Source organism: Burkholderia sp. Se-20373, from assembly GCF_017104705.1.
GTDB lineage: Bacteria > Pseudomonadota > Gammaproteobacteria > Burkholderiales > Burkholderiaceae > Burkholderia.
Genome location: NZ_JAAGPH010000008.1, coordinates 1 through 15,859, shown reverse-complemented (window position 1 = coordinate 15,859; position 15,859 = coordinate 1). Strand labels below are relative to the sequence as shown.

The following is a 15,859-nucleotide window of genomic DNA, read 5'->3' as shown; positions in this document are numbered from 1 at the left end:
CTCTCAGAGAAGCGCCATCTGTTCGCCTTGGCCGCCCTTGCTGACTTCCTGATCGTGGCTCTCTTGGGTTTGGTCAGTCTCGACCCCATGGTGCGTCGTCGGCCGCTCCACTGCCTGGACTGATTGCCCCCACATGGGATTGATCACCTCGGCTGCGAAAACAACGCCGGGCGCAATCTGAACGAGAGTTGTCATCAAAAGTCTCCGTGCCTGCCAATGGGAGGATGTTAGGTCAGATTAACTGACCTAACAAGAACTTTCGAAGGCCGCTTTGCTTGATGACTGGCCCCCACGAGACGAGGCGATAGACCGGCCCGTCTTTCTCGATAGCGATGCCGAGTTGATCGCGAAGCTTCTCGACATCGTCCTGAATTGTCTGCTTGTGGTGGCCAGTCCGCGCGGAAAGGGTCGTCAGCGTCGCTCGCTCTTCCTCGGCGATCGCCAGCGCAAGTGCGAGCAGACGACGAACATCGCCCTTGGGAAACGGCTCCGGCTTCGTCATATGGGTCGTGGTTTTGAGCATTAACCCTGCACTCTAGGTCAGTTTATATGACCAAGCAAGTGCGACCGATGGCGTGATAGAGAGGTGAGTATTTACGGGAGTGAATGGTGCATTCCATGCAACTAACTGTCTGTCCGTGCTGCGAGCACGAGCATCGGGCGCAAACCCACTACTGGCGGGCTTACCAGAGGTGTGGCGACTGGACAACAACGGGGAAACGGAATATTATTGGTTAAGCAAATGTGCGTATCGTTACAAGGCTACGGAATTTTTCGGGTCGCCGGAATCGCGAAATGCGCGTTGCCATTACTCATCCTTTCCTTGGTGGAGCGATCATGAGCACTGCTGGTGTGGCTGAAAAAGTAAAGCCCGTCCTTCGCGCGGTCGTGCAGCGCGGCGAAAAGTGGTTCGAGACGGCCGTGTTCGTGCCGTCCAGCAAGCCGGACAGCAAAGCTGTCCTGACCGGGCACATCGATTTGGGGCTCGGTGACGGGCGGATTCCGGTTTTCGCGTTTGTGAACGAGCGCAAGGACGGTGCGCCGACCGGCGCAAAGTACATTTCGCTGACCACCCGGAAGGTTCACCCGCGTACCGGCGAAATCGGCTACTTCCCCGTCGCGATCGGCAATGTCGTGAACTCCCGCGGCGACGGCGGCGAAGTCTTCTTCGATACGGTGATTTTCAATCCCGTTGACGAAGACCTGAACAACATTCCCGACGTGCAACCGGTCGCCGTATGGGTGACCGAAGCGTGCGATGCCGCATTGCACGCGAAGTTGGGTTTCATGAGCGCGCGCGTTGCGCGGCCGAAGAAGCAAGACGAAGGCCAACCGGACGCTGGTGCGGTCGATCCCGTCGACGAGCAGATCTCCCGTGCAGCGATGCTGGATGCCGTCGCGCAGGCGACAGGCACGCATCTGTAACGGCGGATGGTGCCTATGTCCTATCAGGTCGGTCAGAAGCTAACGGGGGGTGTCGCGCGCCTGCGCGAGACCGAGACGACTCCGCCGAAGCGTTTTAACGACGGAACGTTGATCACGGCCATGACGAACATTCACCGATTCGTGAGCAACGAGGCCGATCGGAAGGTTCTTCGAGACACAAAGGGCATAGGCACTGATCGGACGCGCGACGCGATTATCGAGACCCTCAGGCAGCGCAAGTACGTCGTTCGCGGAAAGGGGGGCTATCTTGAGCCAACCAACCTGGGCATCGAGTTGATCCAGCGGTTGCCGCGGGAGCTGTCCGATCCGGTTACAACGGCAAAGTGGGAGATGGCGCTTGGTCTGATTGAGCAAGGAAAGATGACGCGTCAGCAGTTCGACGTGATGATTCGCGGTAACGCGACGAAGCTTGTCGAGGCTCTCAAGAGCGTGAAATTCGACCTCGACCGCATGGGCATCAAGACGGCAGAGGACAAACCGAGACCGGAGGTTGACGAGACCTTGCCGGGGCACGGCGAGACGTGTGAGAAGTGCAACAAAGGTCGAATGGTTGGCAAGCGGCTTCCTTCCGGAAAGAAGGTGGTCGGATGTTCGAATTTCCCTTCGTGCAAGCATTCGAAATGGATCGACTGATGATGGATGCCGCTGGTTTATACGGAGTTCTTAAGGTCAAGATGCTGGCTCTGGTAAGCGAGTTCGCGCCGGCTCGGGACCGGCGGGCCCTCGTGCAGCAAACGGCTGCTGCCGAGGGGCGGATTGACTTTGAAGCCTGGCTGAACGGCAATCTGATGGCGACGGTCACTCTCGACGGCGAGGGAATTGATTTCGTCTGCTTTCAGGGCATCCATGGTCGGTTGTACCCCGAATTCGTACTGGAGCCGCAATCGATGCGTCGGAGTCTGACCGGCGAGGCCATAGACGTTGCGGCAGCGTTGAGGACGCTGCGTGTGAGCTTTCGTGAGGCGGATGACGTGCGCCTCGTGGACGACCGCGATACGCCGGACGAAGAGACGTTCGTGGTTGATCCCGATACTGAACAAGATCTGATTGAAGTGCATCACACTTAGAGGTTTACACATGGCATTGGACGACAACATCGAGCTGGTGCGGGAACTGCAACAGACCGGCCGCCATCTGGCCCGTCTCGCGGGCTATATGAGCATCGGCGTGCAACCGAGCCGCGAGAACATGGTCAATGCGCAGCGCTGGTTCAATTCGGCTTCCGAGAAGCTGGAGCCTGTATTGCAGGAGGTGGAGGCCAGTAAGGCTTCGCAACGTCTCCGGCAAACGTTCAGGAGATAATTGTGGCGGCACGGCGGTGGGTAAACCTTGCGCGCTACGATGGGGCCGAGATGCTGATTGCGGCGCAGTGCCCGCCCGACGGCCGCAACCGTCTCGTCGTTCGCGGCTATAGCCGCAGTGATCTGTCGGCGTTCGGCTTCGAGCAGGTCGGTACTGGAATGTGGCTTGGCGATCGCTCTTCGTTCAAGACGAGCGACCTTCAAGCCTGGTTCCCTGGCTTCGACGTAAGGCGTGACATCGCTGAGATGGATACGTCGGACTTTCTCATCGGATACGAAGATCTCGATCTCGTAGACGACTCCACTTCGCTGGACGCGTTGATCCGGCGGGGCTCGCCTTCGGTGAATCCGAGCCCCGCGGACCAGCCCACGCGGAAGCCTAAGACCTTCGAAGAGACTCTCGCGGAGATTCGTGCCAAGGTCGATCCGATTGAAGTGGCGTCGATAATCTCCGGCTTTCCGGAAGAATCGCTATCGGCTGCCTTTGATGGCGAGATCGACTCTAAAACTCGGCAGTGGTATATCGATGATTTCTGCGTGCCTCGCGCGGGCGGGGAGCGCGCGCGCAGCCATCTGGCGGCCCTCACCGACGCAACAAAGCAGCGACTTTCGGACGACATCGATCGGTATAACGAACTGCGGATTTGTGGCGTTGACGCGCTGTCGAACTACGACATTGGCGTGGCCTATTCCGGGGATGCGCTTGTCGCGCTGCTTCAGACGTTGCGTGCGAAGGAAGGGCATATCCTGTTTCAGCGTCGGCGGCTCGCCGTGTTGGCCGAAGTCTCGAAGGCGGTCGCTGAGTCCGTCCAGGCAGGCCGAGAGGTGCCGGAGCAGGGGCGGGAACGCAACGCCTACGATGTGCAAGAGCGGACGGCCGAACCTTCTCCTCGGCGTGGGGTCAAGAGCGCCGAGCGGCAACGCGCGCGTATCGAGGATGCCGGAGAGAAGATTGGTGGAGCACGGAAGGACTTTTACGCGAAAGCGCTGTCGCGATCCGATCTCGAAAGCATGAACGACCGAGAGAAGCTGGAGCTGGTCGCTCGCGACAATATCTGGCCGCGCAAGTCGTTGGATCAATTCCGCGACGAGGGCATTGATTGTCGTGTTGCGCTCTTCATAAATGCCTTGCGCAAGGACATTCAGTCCAGAATCGCGAACCCGCAACATGCGGCCGCGTACATCGACTTCGTATCCAAGGTCCGAGACTGCGCGAACGCGCTGCACTCGCGTGAGCAATTGCTGTCGGGTGATGGCGAATCGGCTTTCGAGCGCAGTCTCATTGACGCCGGGATTATCGAGATCACGCGTCGCGATGGATCCGTGTCGAGGCGGGTGGCCGACGAGTATCACGAAGTCATTAGCAGCGATCCGAGAGGATGGCGCTTTGCGTCCAACTATTTGCTGGACTCGGAACGTGGGTATCGTCGTGCAAAAGCGTTGTATGACGGCCACCGCTTCCACATCAATGACCAATGGGTCTCGCCATCGCAGATGGACTCGGATGGATTGTATGCCTTCATCGAGCAGCGCCAGGCGCTCTCGAACCAGAAGCGCGCAACGACAATGGCCTCGCGTGACGACGGGGAGGAAAACCAATACCTGTCGCGTCCCCATCTCGATCACATCAAACGCACTGGTGCCCCTGATGAGCGTGGTGGCCGGGATATCAAGCCGGATGACTTTCTGGAGACGTTTGGATTCCGCGCGTGCGAATTCGGGAACTGGCTACCGGATATTGAGCGGCAAGACGTTCTCAATCGAGCATACGACTCGCTTTCCACCCTCGCGCGCGTGCTCGGCGTGCCGAAGACCTTCCTCAGTCTCGGCGGTACGCTGGCCCTTGCGTTCGGCTCCCGCGGCGTTGGCCGGGCGCTCGCTCACTACGAACCGGCGCGGAAGGTCATCAACCTCACTCGACTGAAGGGGGCGGGGGCGCTCGCCCATGAGTTCTTCCACGCCCTTGACGACTACATGGGTGAGCATGTTCGGGAGTTGATTGCGGGATCTCCGTGTCGGGCGAAAACCAGCAACAGCTACTTTGCGTCTGAGCTATTCCTGACTCAGCAGCGCACGCGCGGCGTATCCCGTCTCAATGAGATTGCGCAGGCCGGCTATGTACCAGACGACCTTCGCGAGCGTCTGCTCCCGCTCGTGAACTGCGTAAACGCGCTTACGGTCCGTCGATATACCGAAGACGAGGCAAGGTCGGCCGCGACGGCGCGCCTCGAAGCCACGCGATATCAGGTCTGCAATCATGTGGCTGGCGTCCTTGGTGTGCTGATGCCGGATCAGTCATATCAGGCTCGGCATAGCGCCGCTGAACGCATGACTGAGGAAGTTTTTCACGAAGTGGCCGAGGATCGGGTGCCGCAGCTACGCCCCGGCGAGCGACACCCACTTGTGGAGCGGCTGTCGAATATGCGTCCTCAAACAAGCCTGGCGCGCGCTGAAGAAAAGGCAGTTGCAGATACGCTCGCCCGCATTGCGGGTGCGATCCGGGCATTGCCCGAGATCTACCGAGTCGCTACCGATCGAGATGCGCTGTTGCAGTCCGAGTACATGAAACGGCTCGTCAATACCAAGTTCTTCAAGGATGCGGAGAAGTTCGACCAGAAGAAGGCGAAGGCGTACTGGTCTTCCGTGCGCGAGTTGTCTGCCCGCAGCTTTGAGGCGTATGTGCAGGATCAGTGCGCCGGGCGAGGTTGGCAGGACGACTATCTCGTTCATGGAACAGAAGAGTCGCGTTTCGAACTTTCCTCCAACGCTCCGTATCCAGTCGGAGCGGATCGGGAGTCAATGCGTAGCGCATTCGATGGCCTGATGGCGTTCACGAGACAGGAGCTTGCGCCTGCGTCGGTGAGCGAGGATGTCCAATCCATTGCGCCGCGTCCGAAGGCGGCATAGGAGTTTCAGTGTCTCATCTCATTCGATTCATTGAACGCGTCCGGGACAATCTGACTCCCGACGAGTGGAAGTTCTTCAGCGCGCGGTACATCGAGCGAAAGAGCGTCGCAGATTCCGCTGCGCTGGTGCCGGCGTTCGCCGGCGACGGGGAGGCGGTGCATCAGTTGGTGTTGAGGAAACTGCGTGCTGGCGAGGTGCAATCTTGAGCGAAGCGACATTCGAGGCAGACGAAAAGCGGACGGCCACCGCGCAGATTTTCAAGAGCCTTGCGGTTGAAATGCTCGAACTCGCGGCGCTTGACTTGTCCCGGCCGGAACCCGATCCGCTCGACCGGACGCCATCGGCGGCAGTGCGCCGCGCGGATCGGCATAGTGCGCTGCTGTGGATGGGCGGAAAGGGCGATCGAGGCGTGGTTACGTTTGCTTTGTGCTGCGACGCGCTCAACGTTCCGCCCGAGGCGATGCGTGATGCAACGCTCGCTGCTCCGGCGCGCGTGCTCGCACAGATTCGTTCGATCTCGAACACTGATTCCGATCGTAGCGAGCACGACGCAGCGGTGCGACAGGCAAGCCGCAACCGTGCTTTGTCGTGCGTGTTGTAGTACGTATAATTGCAACGATATGTATTTTGTGTGGTGAAATATGGACGGTTTCAGAATACCGGTCGAGCACCATCGAGCCTTGGCTCGCTACTACGAGAAGGTGCTCGAATGCACCTTCGAGCTGAGCGGAGAGCAATGCGATGCGTCGGAGGTTTTCCATCGCGAGGGGTTTCTCCCTTTGATCGTGGAGGTGGCGAGCACCAGGAGTCAGCGCGCCTTCAACCAACCGATCAGAGCGGAGATCGTTGCGCACGAGAGCGCGCTGCTCGGTAAGTCCGTCGTTCTGCCTGACGACGCGGATCAGCCGATCCTGTTGCTGCTAGTCAGAGCGGCGGAACTTGTATTCAAACCGGCTCGTGGTCAAACAATCGAGTTGTACCCGATCTTCGAATACTGCTGGATGGCGCCTGATAAACGCGCTCGCGCGGCATGGCAACCGTCCGATATCTGAGAGAGACCACCAATGACGATCCGACATTCCGCCCGGTTGCTCACAATCGCGGCCCTCGTCTCCTCGATCTCGGGGCAGGCGATCGCAGGAACATGCGCGATGTCAACGCAAATGTCGAACGCTCAGGCGCAGGAGCAGCAACGACGCATGAACAACATCGACACGAACTTGCAGCAGCTTAAATTGCTCGATCAGTTGCAGACGGCGTGCCTGGAGAACTTCCCGCAGTTCCCGACGCAATGGTTGGGTAACAGCGTGCTGCTGAATGCGGCATTCAACAAGATCAAGCAGTCGTCCTGCCAGGCGCTGGCGGACAAGGCGCGGGCGACCACGCAGCAGGCGATGGCGCAGGCGCAGGCTGCGGTGCAACAGCAGATCGACAACATCGAGAAGAGCGTGACGAACGCGGTAGGCGGGTCGAGCGGTCTGCTGTCAGGCGCGGTTTCCGAGGGGCTCAATCAGGCGTTGCCTACATCCGGCGGCGTCCTCTCCACCATCACTGGCAGCTTGTCGAGGCTCTTTCAATGAAGAAGATCGTTTCTCTGTCAGTTTTGTCGGCTGCTGCCTTGATGCAGTCCAGCAGCGCGTATGCCGTTTGTGATGGCTGCGTCGTTGGGGCAGTGCAAGCCGCCTCTACGGCGATCGTCGGCTCGGTTGCGGCTCTCGGAACAGCGCTGTCGACCATCCTGCACGAGATCGATACGGACGTTGCGAGCATCGGCTCGAAGGTGTCGGACAGCATCGTGCAGGCGGCAAAGACGCAACGCGAGATGGCGCTCGAGGTGCAGCGGCAACAAGAGCGGGATCAGGTCTCCCGCGAGACCGAATTGCCGATCGATCCCTGTGCGACGTCGACCAGCAACTATGCAATGCAAGCGTCCCACAGCACGAACACGACGGCGTCGAGCTATCGGCCGGGTGGTGGAGCGAACGTCAGTAGTGCGCCGTTGAACAAGGCGCTGAACGGTCCTGCGCCGGCCGTAGAAGCCTCGCGGCGGGCTTCGACCGCGATCCACCAGGCGAAGTATTGCACCGCTGTCGAAGTGCAGCTTGGGTATCCCGGCTGTTCGACATCTTCCATGCCGGATGCGGACGCAAACGCGGATTCGCTCTTTACCGGGGCCGGCATGCCGGGCAAGGACGCCGATCTGACGTTCACCAAGGATCAGGAGGAGGCTGCGCGCGCGTACGCGCGCATGGCGATCGATCCCAATCCGCCGGAGAACATTTCGAAGGCCGAGGCGGCGACTGAAGTTGGCAAGCTGTACATCGCAATGCAGAAGGCATACCAGGCGAACATGTCGTCCGCGCAGAAGGCCATGAACGACGAGATCGCTTCACACATGCCGTTTCCGGGCAGCGCCCAACTGATTCAAGACATCAAGCAGTCGGATGCGGCCGCTCAGTATTTCAACGCAACCGCTTCGAGTGTCGCGAAGAGCACTGGCACCATGAGCCAGGCTGAACTGATGGAGTTCGAGGCGGGGCGTCGCTGGAGAAATCCGTACTGGCAGATCGAGTTTGCCGCGTTGGCCGATCCGACGAAGCTCCAGCGCGAACAGCTTTTTGTATCGGCTTTCATGGCGGATCTCCTGTATCAGCAGTTCCAGAAGAGCAAGCACATTGACGTGCTGCTTGGCCAAGTTGTGGCTGCTCTGGAGCGGTCAGGCGATCGACCGGCGCTGGAGGCTCAGCTTCAACGAGTGCGTGCGACAAACGCGAGGTGACCAGATGATTCATCAAGAAGCGGGTGTTCCGTCGCCGGCGAACCGGCTCGCGATGTTCCGTATCGGCCGAGTCGATAGCGGAGTAAAGAGCATCGCCGCGACCGCACAGCGGTTTCGGGAAGCGGTCGATGTCGCGCTAGGCGACAGCCGCGATAGCGAATCGACGAAGGCCGTCACGAAGGCGTTTGTGGCCTCCTACCAGGCGTTTTCCGAGTCGCTGGAGTCCGCTCGAACGGGAGGACTCGTCAAGGGCGCGACGATCGACGTGTTGGAGTCGATCATGAAGAATCTCAAGGCCGAGTACGCAGACGGCCTGGCGTCGTTGCGGGGCGACGTGGGGCGACTGGAGCAACGTGGTCCCGCGTCCATGAAGGAATTCTGCGCAGCGGCGAGCGACAAAATCGATCGACTCGAACAGTTCTGGCAGACGACGTACCAGCACGCGCCCAAGATGAAGATGTAATGGTGCGCAGCCGGACGGCTGTGAGCTAACATTGAACTATTGTTCAAGGTCGGGGAATAGGATGGTTAGGGCGAAAGCCAGGGCGAGCGCGATCACGCATGGTCTGTTGCAAGAGCCGGAATTTGAAGCCGGCCGTGGCCGCTTACTGACGACCGACGAGGCGAAGGCGACCATCGCGGCGAAAGGGTGGACCAACCGCGCTTTGGCGGAATGGTGGGGTTGCCGCGCTGAGTACATCAGCAAGATCATCCACGATCCGGAGCGCAAACGACATTTCGATGATGCGCTTCGCGGTCTTCCGCACGCGTCTGAGATTCGCCCCCCGCGATCGTAGATTGATTCACGAACAACTTAACGGGGGAAGTAGTGTCAAAGGTCGAAGAGTTTCAGCGCAAGACGGAAGCAGTGCTTCACGCTCAAGCTAACAGCGCCGAGCGCGGTCTGTATCGGGACGCGAGCCGCCGTCTCATAGAGGTTTCGAGCATAGGTCCGACTGTGGAATTCACCCCTCAGGGTGGAGGTTTTTTGCGCTCGATGTCGCGCGCCGATTTCGAGAGAAACTTTGTCCCTGCAACTGTGCCTGCTTTCGAGCGAGCGTCGATCACTGCGGATTGGTTGCCTGAAGGCGTCAATCTGCCGGCATACAGCAATGGCCTTGCGTGGAACGGATGGGCGATGCCGCACTTCGATCGTGAAACCGCAATGCGTCTGTCCGAGATCATGCCCGAGATCCGCTATGACGAGGAGCGTGACGCATTCATCGCGCATGACGAAAACACCGGCGAGGACGACGTTTTCGTGAGCGTCTCGATTCAGGTGGAGGGCGAGACCCTTACTGTCTATCCAGTCGGTGCCGGTTCGTGGTGCTGGGAAACGTCGAACGATGAAGAGTCGTTAGCCGAAGCGCGGCCGAAGATGCGATTGTGAGAATGTGCGGCCGCCCGGCCGCTTGTTGAATGGTGGGGATGGCACTCATCCTCCTGGCTATCTGAATAAAAGGAAGAAATCATGGCGGGTCGCAGTTACACGGAAATCAAGGCGCAGATCGAATCGCTTCAGGAAGAAGCCAAGGCGGCACGCGAAGCGGAGATTGCGGAAGTGGTCGCAGACATTCGCGAAAAGGTAGCCACCTATGGGTTGACTCCGCAGGACGTATTCGGCCGTAAGCGGGCGGCAAAGGGCGCAGCGGGTGCGAAGCCGGCCTCGGCGGTCAAGTACCGTGATCCGAAGACCGGCGCGACCTGGAGCGGTAAGGGGCGCGCACCTGGTTGGATTGCAAAGGCAAGGAACCGCGACAAGTTCCTAGCCGAGGCGGAATGATATCAGGTGATAGCGTCTGATATCAGATGATATCGGATGCTACATTGCGCCTGCGTTCTGAAGCCGGCGAATTTCGGCGACCAGTGCCGCGATGACGTCATCGGCGTCCCGGCACAGCACGCATTCCTTTGACGCCTGGACCACTACCTTCCTCGCGGTCGTGACGATCGCGCAATACTGGCTGCGGGACGTGGCATTCCCGAAAAAATGAACCCACACATAGTGCTGAGTTCCGAGTTGGTAGAGGACACCTTCTCCGTTCCCCGTGTAGATCTCGAGTGTCGCTCGGCATAGCGCTTTCGGCACGATGCGCAACAATCCGTCATCTATCTGCGCGCGTAGTCGCGTGAGCACGCTGTTGCGCTTTCGTGGCGCGCGGGTAGCCGGCCGGCCGACACGTTGCTTTGGCGTGCTCACGTGGATTTTCCCGACGACTACATGCGCATCCGCGGTCGCTGCTCGACTGGCGGCGTTGCGGATTCGAGGGGGGGCGGGAGGGGCTGATCGCTGAGGGCGACATCATAGTCATTGACTGCCGCCGTGGCTTGTGTGGACGCTTGAGGGCCGAGGAACACCCTTGCCCATTCCGAATTCAGTTGCGAGATGGAGCGGATGCGTTGGTAGGGGTCCGTAAAGTGTTGCGCAAACTCGTAGCACTCGGCTGCATCTTGCACGGTTGGATTCGGGATTGCCGCGACAGGCGCACCACCGTAACGCTTCCAGAGCAGTGGCATGGTCTGACATGCCATGAACTGCTCGGCGGCCGTCAATTCCCTGTGCTGTACCAGTTCGAGCAACCGGGTAGCGTTGAGATCCGAGATCATGGCGTCGATCGGATTGCGCAGCACGATCGGCCGGTCTGACGTGATGAGCCGCGGCGAAATGGAGTAGTCGAGTGCGATGTAGGCTGCATGCTCGATACCTTCGCGCTCCGTCTTCAAAATGAAGTGGTCTCCGCGCTTCATGAAAAGCGCCTGTTCCGCCGGCGAGAGCGCTACAGGATCATGCGCAGGGTTTTGCTGGTGAGGAGCGCCGGAAACGCGAATGACCGAGAGGGGGCCGGACAAGGACTCGATATGGACAGGCGCGCGGTTGCTGAGAGCCGATCGAGGCGTGGCACCGGTACGCTGCTGTACAACGCGCATCGCGCGAATGTACGCGTCAACCTGGGCGCTGTCCTCTGCGTCGCAGCGGAAGGCGTCGTTTTGATCGAAGAAGAGTCGGGTGGAATGCGGCGCAAGCATGATGGCCTCTCAGGGGCGGAAGCGAGGAGCAGCCTGGGCGACGATTTCAGAGTCGTCCTGCGATGAGTCGTCGTCGCCGACGATATGGCGGATCTGCTCCGAAGAGAGACCATGGGTCTGCTGTGCGAATTCGCGAGCGATTCGCTGTTCATCTGCACGGGCCTCGCGAAATTGTGCGGCCTGCTCTTCGAGGCTTTCGGGCCCATCCCCTGCGATCATGGCGAGCTTTATATCGTGAACGCGTTCACGAGCGGCCAGCAGTTTCCGGTGGTGGTCGTAAATGCTTGCCATGACGCGGCTGTCGCTCGCATCGCCCACGTACAGCTTCTGCGGGTCGTAGGAGCCGGGGCCCACTTGCACGTAAGCGGCTGCTGCCATCAGTGTTGCGCCGGCTGTCGCGCCGACTGCGACGCCGCGGCGGAACGCTGCGCGCAGTCTTTCCGCCCGTGGCGTGATTGCAATACCTTGGCCGAACGCGCGGTCGGTGGCGAGGATGTGTTGCTGGAGACGCTGAAAGCTTTTCATTCGGCGGGTATCCGTATTACGTGGTTGATGTTGATCAGGCTGCAATTCTTTCCAACCGATTTGCGCTCGCGGTTCATCGGGCTTAACCGAGAGCACTTCCTTGTACCTCGCGAGGCGATCAGCGTTGTTCCCGTGATTTGATTGAAGCAACGCTCTCATTTCATCGACCGATAGCCCTTTGTCCACGGCGTAATCGGCCAATTTGGAAGGATCACCGAGCAGGTGCTCGCGCTTGGCCTGCTCCGCCTCCATCGTCAACACTCTCGCCGTCAATTGCCTTTTGTTCAGCCCGACGATCTCGGCGTCGTAAGCCGTGGTATCTGCGCCGGCCCGCTCAATCGGGGAGGGCGCAATCTGGCCCGTTTCAACTGCGGAATACGGATGCCCCATTCGGTCACCTCAGTGGCGAATAAGCTGTTTGATTGCCGCAAGACGCGACTCGAAGAGTGCGTCGGAGATGATCCGACGATCGCGGAACACATCGTCGGTCGTGGCTGCGTCAGCCTCGACCAGTGCAAGAGCGAGTGCAACGAGCGTGTGGTCCTGCCGAATCGGAGCCAACTGATACCGCATTGCACGCAGAAATTTCTCCTGCTCCTGCGGCATCGCGGTTTTCGCAAGCAGCGTCGCGCTTGCAATTGCTACGGTTGCGTCGCAGATTTGATGTGGTGCGATGAGTGAAAGGCGAAGGAGATTTTTCGCGAGATCGGCATCACCAGTCACGTCAATGATTTCGGACACGACCTCTTGTACTGCGGGGTCAGGCAAGCGAATCTGCATCGTTTGACTCCCTGTCACTTTGCATGTATCGTTACAATCATACGGAATTTTCGGTTGCATTATACCGGCATTTCCGTAGCGGGAAAGCGCCCGAAACGAGACCCCGCTCGAAGTCGGATGCTGACCCGGAATGGCCCTCGGATTGCCGGATGGACTTGCACCGTTCATCCGGCTCTTTTTTGGAAACGAGCCAATGTCGAGCAGCTTCTTTACGTTGCTTAGCGCTCGCGCCGATGTCGTGACGTATCACCGCTCTAACGGGCCAATCCACCAGTATTCCAAAGCCCTGGCGCTAGCCAGCGGTCCAACGCCGATGTCCGATGCGACGCCGGCGATTTCCATCCCCGGACGAACTCAGCAGTGCGATCGCGACGCGATCGTAGAGCACAGCTATCGATGGAGTGACGAATGACCCCCGACCAGGTGAAAGTCTTCGAAAAGATCAGGAAATGCCTTGCTCTGTCTAAAAGCTCGAACGAACACGAAGCTGCTGCCGCGTTGCGGCAGGCACGTGCGCTCATGCGGTTGCATGGCATCAACGAGGATCAGGTCGAAGCAGCCTCGGTTGCCGATGCTGCCGCGAGTGCAGGGGCAAAGCGTCGGCCCCCGCTGTGGGAAGCGGCGTTGGTTGGAACGGTTGGCGCGGCGTTCGGGTGCGCGGTCATATTCGAAAGCTACCGGAAAAATGGAGGCTGGCGCTTCATCGGCGTCGGGCAGTCGGCCGAAATTGCCGCTTACGCGTTCGAGGTGCTGTTTCGGCAGTGCAAAAAGGCCCGCGCGGCGTACATCGCTGCGCGATTGAAGCGTTGTGCGAGCAGTCGAAAAATCGAGCGGGCCGACATGTTCTGTGGTGCGTGGGTCACGACGGTTGCGAACCAGGTGGGCGAGTTTGCCGATTCGAAGAACGAAGCCGCGATCGCAGCGTATATCAAGTTGAAGTACCCGGAGGCAAGCGGCGAGTTGGAGCCGCGCGATCGGACTTCGGACTCGAAAATCGATCGCAGTCTCTACGGGGATTTTCTCGCCGGCAAGGATGCCGGTCGGTCCGCACGTCTGTTTAGTGGCGTGAGTGCGTCCAGTGAGGCATTGCGCCTTTCCTGATGGCGTGTATGGGTGAGTTCGGGTGGCGAGCCGCCGGCTTGCGAGGATGGAGGACGGATGTTTGCGAATGATCAAGCGCGTGACGACGTTATCCGGCGCATGCGAAGGGTTTGGGGAGAGGACTGCACGATCCAAATCTATGGGTCGGGCGGCCGCGTTGTGGGCGATGGCGAAATCGTTCGATTCGCAGATCTCAATGATCTGGAAAACATCATGAAGAGTCGGCCGATTCAATCCGAAGATCGTACTTGCTCGGTCAGATAAACTGACCTAATATCAAATCGTGTGTTTGATCAGTGGAGAGTGTTCATGGAAGAGCAGGCGCGTGCCGAGAATCCCGCTGGCGTGAGCAAGCGCGACGTAACGATGTACAAGGTCGATCTCATGGATCGGGGGCAAGACCTGACCACGCTTTATGTGGTCGATGGCGTGATCGTTTATTGCGGTCCGTTTCAGCGGCTGACCTGGGAAGGTCGCGCGCTCACGGAAAAGGTATTTGAAGAAGGCGACACCATCACCTTGTTGGATGATGGGCGATCGCTCGGATATCCGGTCATCGGCGTCGAGAAAGTGGAGCGCGATCTGCCGTATGACGTATGGCTGGAGCGGATCGACGCACTCGCGTGGGGTCAGTGGGGCGAACGCTCTTATACGGCGAATACTGGTGCGTGCAAGCCCGGCGATCCGTGGATCGAGCCGTATCTCGATGGCGACTCGCCTATCGAAGCGTGGGAAGAGGAAGTTATCGCCGCTTGCAGCTAGGCGAACAACCGAGGGTCATCATGAAAATGACATCGATAAGACTGGAGCGAGTGGTCGCCGACTGGAATCGCCAGCATGGCGTCGGCGCGATCGTGAAGTACCACCGGATCATCGGTGAAGACGAGGGTGTTGCGACGAAGACGCGTAGTGAAGCATGGGTGCTGAGCGGCCACACCGCAGTGGTGATGGTGGAAGGCGTTTCGGGCTGCGTAGCGCTTGAGGCAATCACCCCGTTGGGAACGGCACGCAAGCAGCACGCTGAAGCGGGCGACGCTTCGCGGCCTATGCGCGTCGACCAAGAATTCGAAGGAGCATGAGCATGACCACCATCGACATCATCACGCTCACGAAGGTCGAGCGCAGCATCATCCTCTACGCGGAATCGTGCAGCGTGGACTACGGCGGCTTGCTTGAAGGCAAGCGCATGAACGATGACGATCTGGCGGCACTCCGCAAGTTCGAGGACGCGGGCCTTCTGTCGTTCGGCCGAGTGCCGGGGAAACTGCTGGGGCCGCTTTCGGAATACGGCCGAAACCCGACGCACTGGGTCACGTTCACCGATGATGCGTGGGCGCTCGCGCACGCACTGCGCCGTCAGCGAGCCGCACGCGGGTCCGCGTCGCGCACCAAGGTCGACGAAGTGCTTGCCGAGCGCGCAGCGGAGGAAGCATGACCACCACCGATAAGAGCCCCGCTGATGCGCTGACGCGCAAATCGATCGAAGCGATCGCGCGCAAATACGCAGGAGCCTACTTCTCCGGGCTGCTGTTTCAGGACGCGGATTCGTTCGCGCGATTCTCCGACGAACTGATCCTTGCCGCATCCCCTGTCGAGCAGCCCGCAGCCGCGCCGGCGGACAAGCGGGCGGCGATCACGACCGACGGCTATTTCGTTTACGACCCGGCCGGCTCTCACGTCGAGTTCTACGATACCGACGCCGAACGTGATGCAGCCCACCGCGACGCGATCAACGAATACCGCCGTGAGGCGATGCACGATCAGGAATGGTCGACGGAAGTTGTCGGAATCGTGTCCGGGATCGTCACGCATACGACTGCCGAATTGAAGGTCGATGAAGACAGCTACGACTACGAACCCGGCGCGGCCCGCGCCTCCTCTGCCAACATGACGGAGGACCAACGAACGGCGGTCGAATTTTATGCGGCCAATCCATCGGCCGCACTTCTCGACTTCGCCGCACGCGTATCGCGCAACTGTGGCTCCTCTGCCA

24 protein-coding genes are annotated in these 15,859 nt (G+C 59.6%); 18 read left to right on the top strand and 6 right to left on the bottom strand.

The features are described from left to right. Positions 1-3: 3 nt before the first annotated feature. Positions 4-195 (bottom strand): hypothetical protein, encoded by a 192-nt coding sequence (locus tag G3N96_RS04565; protein WP_206136393.1) that lies wholly within the window; start codon positions 193-195, stop codon positions 4-6. Positions 196-232: 37 nt separating this feature from the next. Then, positions 233-523, bottom strand: a complete 291-nt coding sequence (locus tag G3N96_RS04560; protein ID WP_206136392.1) for a helix-turn-helix domain-containing protein — start codon at positions 521-523, stop codon at positions 233-235. Positions 524-837: 314 nt separating this feature from the next. Between G3N96_RS04560 and G3N96_RS04555 the strand changes: the two genes are divergently transcribed. From G3N96_RS04555 to G3N96_RS04495, 13 genes are all read left to right on the top strand, one after another. Further along, positions 838-1,425 (top strand): hypothetical protein, encoded by a 588-nt coding sequence (locus G3N96_RS04555; RefSeq protein WP_206136391.1) that lies wholly within the window; start codon positions 838-840, stop codon positions 1,423-1,425. Positions 1,426-1,440: 15 nt separating this feature from the next. Beyond that, the gene (locus tag G3N96_RS04550; protein WP_206136390.1) at positions 1,441-2,079 is read left to right on the top strand and encodes a DNA topoisomerase; all 639 of its coding nucleotides are present in this window, start codon (positions 1,441-1,443) and stop codon (positions 2,077-2,079) included. Continuing rightward, positions 2,067-2,513: a hypothetical protein gene (locus G3N96_RS04545; protein WP_206136389.1), complete on the top strand. Its 447-nt coding sequence runs from the start codon at positions 2,067-2,069 to the stop codon at positions 2,511-2,513. Before G3N96_RS04550 ends, G3N96_RS04545 begins: the two co-directional genes overlap by 13 nt. A 10-nt stretch (positions 2,514-2,523) precedes the next feature. Further along, entirely contained in the window at positions 2,524-2,748 is a 225-nt protein-coding gene (locus G3N96_RS04540) for a hypothetical protein (RefSeq protein ID WP_059976981.1), read from the top strand. A gap of 50 nt (positions 2,749-2,798) precedes the next feature. After that, complete coding sequence (locus tag G3N96_RS04535; protein ID WP_206136388.1) at positions 2,799-5,654, top strand: LPD1 domain-containing protein; 2,856 nt, start codon at positions 2,799-2,801, stop codon at positions 5,652-5,654. A gap of 8 nt (positions 5,655-5,662) precedes the next feature. Further along, positions 5,663-5,860, top strand: coding sequence for a hypothetical protein (locus tag G3N96_RS04530; protein WP_091923928.1), 198 nt, complete (start codon positions 5,663-5,665; stop codon positions 5,858-5,860). Continuing rightward, positions 5,857-6,255, top strand: coding sequence for a hypothetical protein (locus tag G3N96_RS04525; protein WP_206136387.1), 399 nt, complete (start codon positions 5,857-5,859; stop codon positions 6,253-6,255). The genes G3N96_RS04530 and G3N96_RS04525 overlap by 4 nt, the downstream gene beginning before the upstream one ends. A gap of 79 nt (positions 6,256-6,334) precedes the next feature. After that, the gene (locus G3N96_RS04520) at positions 6,335-6,706 is read left to right on the top strand and encodes a hypothetical protein (protein ID WP_206136386.1); all 372 of its coding nucleotides are present in this window, start codon (positions 6,335-6,337) and stop codon (positions 6,704-6,706) included. Positions 6,707-6,853: 147 nt separating this feature from the next. Further along, positions 6,854-7,234: a hypothetical protein gene (locus G3N96_RS04515; protein ID WP_206136385.1), complete on the top strand. Its 381-nt coding sequence runs from the start codon at positions 6,854-6,856 to the stop codon at positions 7,232-7,234. After that, on the top strand, positions 7,231-8,433 hold the full coding sequence (gene traW / locus G3N96_RS04510; protein ID WP_206136384.1) for a conjugal transfer protein TraW: 1,203 nt from the start codon (positions 7,231-7,233) through the stop codon (positions 8,431-8,433). The genes G3N96_RS04515 and traW overlap by 4 nt, the downstream gene beginning before the upstream one ends. Before the next feature lie 4 nt (positions 8,434-8,437). Further along, positions 8,438-8,896 carry a hypothetical protein gene (locus G3N96_RS04505; protein ID WP_206136383.1) on the top strand — a complete coding sequence of 153 codons (459 nt, stop codon included), beginning with the start codon at positions 8,438-8,440 and terminating at the stop codon, positions 8,894-8,896. Positions 8,897-9,262: 366 nt separating this feature from the next. Next, on the top strand, positions 9,263-9,823 hold the full coding sequence (locus G3N96_RS04500; RefSeq protein WP_346778876.1) for a hypothetical protein: 561 nt from the start codon (positions 9,263-9,265) through the stop codon (positions 9,821-9,823). A gap of 81 nt (positions 9,824-9,904) precedes the next feature. Then, a complete protein-coding gene (locus G3N96_RS04495) occupies positions 9,905-10,216 on the top strand; it encodes an H-NS histone family protein (RefSeq protein WP_206136382.1) in 312 nt (103 codons plus the stop codon). A 39-nt stretch (positions 10,217-10,255) separates the two neighbouring features. On the opposite strand, the gene G3N96_RS04490 is transcribed toward G3N96_RS04495, so the two are convergent. The 4 genes from G3N96_RS04490 to G3N96_RS04475 are packed head-to-tail and all read right to left on the bottom strand — an operon-like array spanning position 10,256 to position 12,765. Further along, a complete protein-coding gene (locus tag G3N96_RS04490; protein WP_206136381.1) occupies positions 10,256-10,633 on the bottom strand; it encodes a hypothetical protein in 378 nt (125 codons plus the stop codon). 17 nt (positions 10,634-10,650) lie between these two features. After that, positions 10,651-11,460, bottom strand: coding sequence for a hypothetical protein (locus G3N96_RS04485; RefSeq protein ID WP_206136380.1), 810 nt, complete (start codon positions 11,458-11,460; stop codon positions 10,651-10,653). Between the two features lie 9 nt (positions 11,461-11,469). Continuing rightward, positions 11,470-12,375 carry a hypothetical protein gene (locus G3N96_RS04480; protein ID WP_206136379.1) on the bottom strand — a complete coding sequence of 302 codons (906 nt, stop codon included), beginning with the start codon at positions 12,373-12,375 and terminating at the stop codon, positions 11,470-11,472. A 9-nt stretch (positions 12,376-12,384) separates the two neighbouring features. Next, the gene (locus tag G3N96_RS04475) at positions 12,385-12,765 is read right to left on the bottom strand and encodes a hypothetical protein (protein WP_206136378.1); all 381 of its coding nucleotides are present in this window, start codon (positions 12,763-12,765) and stop codon (positions 12,385-12,387) included. 408 nt (positions 12,766-13,173) lie between these two features. Here G3N96_RS04475 and G3N96_RS04470 point away from each other — a divergent pair, with 408 nt between their 5' ends. The 5 genes from G3N96_RS04470 to G3N96_RS04450 form a co-directional block, all read left to right on the top strand. Further along, positions 13,174-13,866: a DUF2786 domain-containing protein gene (locus tag G3N96_RS04470; RefSeq protein WP_206136377.1), complete on the top strand. Its 693-nt coding sequence runs from the start codon at positions 13,174-13,176 to the stop codon at positions 13,864-13,866. A gap of 309 nt (positions 13,867-14,175) precedes the next feature. Next, positions 14,176-14,628 carry a hypothetical protein gene (locus tag G3N96_RS04465; protein ID WP_206136376.1) on the top strand — a complete coding sequence of 151 codons (453 nt, stop codon included), beginning with the start codon at positions 14,176-14,178 and terminating at the stop codon, positions 14,626-14,628. A 20-nt stretch (positions 14,629-14,648) separates the two neighbouring features. After that, positions 14,649-14,945, top strand: a complete 297-nt coding sequence (locus G3N96_RS04460) for a hypothetical protein (RefSeq protein WP_206136375.1) — start codon at positions 14,649-14,651, stop codon at positions 14,943-14,945. 2 nt (positions 14,946-14,947) lie between these two features. Further along, positions 14,948-15,301, top strand: a complete 354-nt coding sequence (locus G3N96_RS04455) for a hypothetical protein (RefSeq protein WP_206136374.1) — start codon at positions 14,948-14,950, stop codon at positions 15,299-15,301. Then, on the top strand, positions 15,298-15,859 hold a 562-nt coding region (locus tag G3N96_RS04450), incomplete at its 3' end, for a hypothetical protein (RefSeq protein WP_206136373.1). The genes G3N96_RS04455 and G3N96_RS04450, both read left to right, overlap by 4 nt.

Coding starts and splice junctions, on each gene's coding strand:
- G3N96_RS04565 (WP_206136393.1), bottom strand. CDS start 195: ATGACAACTCTCGTTCAGATTGCGCCCGGCGTTGTTTTCGCAGCCGAG.
- G3N96_RS04560 (WP_206136392.1), bottom strand. CDS start 523: ATGCTCAAAACCACGACCCATATGACGAAGCCGGAGCCGTTTCCCAAG.
- G3N96_RS04555 (WP_206136391.1), top strand. CDS start 838: ATGAGCACTGCTGGTGTGGCTGAAAAAGTAAAGCCCGTCCTTCGCGCG.
- G3N96_RS04550 (WP_206136390.1), top strand. CDS start 1,441: ATGTCCTATCAGGTCGGTCAGAAGCTAACGGGGGGTGTCGCGCGCCTG.
- G3N96_RS04545 (WP_206136389.1), top strand. CDS start 2,067: ATGGATCGACTGATGATGGATGCCGCTGGTTTATACGGAGTTCTTAAG.
- G3N96_RS04540 (WP_059976981.1), top strand. CDS start 2,524: ATGGCATTGGACGACAACATCGAGCTGGTGCGGGAACTGCAACAGACC.
- G3N96_RS04535 (WP_206136388.1), top strand. CDS start 2,799: ATGCTGATTGCGGCGCAGTGCCCGCCCGACGGCCGCAACCGTCTCGTC.
- G3N96_RS04515 (WP_206136385.1), top strand. CDS start 6,854: ATGAACAACATCGACACGAACTTGCAGCAGCTTAAATTGCTCGATCAG.
- traW (WP_206136384.1), top strand. CDS start 7,231: ATGAAGAAGATCGTTTCTCTGTCAGTTTTGTCGGCTGCTGCCTTGATG.
- G3N96_RS04505 (WP_206136383.1), top strand. CDS start 8,438: ATGATTCATCAAGAAGCGGGTGTTCCGTCGCCGGCGAACCGGCTCGCG.
- G3N96_RS04495 (WP_206136382.1), top strand. CDS start 9,905: ATGGCGGGTCGCAGTTACACGGAAATCAAGGCGCAGATCGAATCGCTT.
- G3N96_RS04485 (WP_206136380.1), bottom strand. CDS start 11,460: ATGCTTGCGCCGCATTCCACCCGACTCTTCTTCGATCAAAACGACGCC.
- G3N96_RS04480 (WP_206136379.1), bottom strand. CDS start 12,375: ATGGGGCATCCGTATTCCGCAGTTGAAACGGGCCAGATTGCGCCCTCC.
- G3N96_RS04475 (WP_206136378.1), bottom strand. CDS start 12,765: ATGCAGATTCGCTTGCCTGACCCCGCAGTACAAGAGGTCGTGTCCGAA.
- G3N96_RS04470 (WP_206136377.1), top strand. CDS start 13,174: ATGACCCCCGACCAGGTGAAAGTCTTCGAAAAGATCAGGAAATGCCTT.
- G3N96_RS04465 (WP_206136376.1), top strand. CDS start 14,176: ATGGAAGAGCAGGCGCGTGCCGAGAATCCCGCTGGCGTGAGCAAGCGC.
- G3N96_RS04460 (WP_206136375.1), top strand. CDS start 14,649: ATGAAAATGACATCGATAAGACTGGAGCGAGTGGTCGCCGACTGGAAT.
- G3N96_RS04455 (WP_206136374.1), top strand. CDS start 14,948: ATGACCACCATCGACATCATCACGCTCACGAAGGTCGAGCGCAGCATC.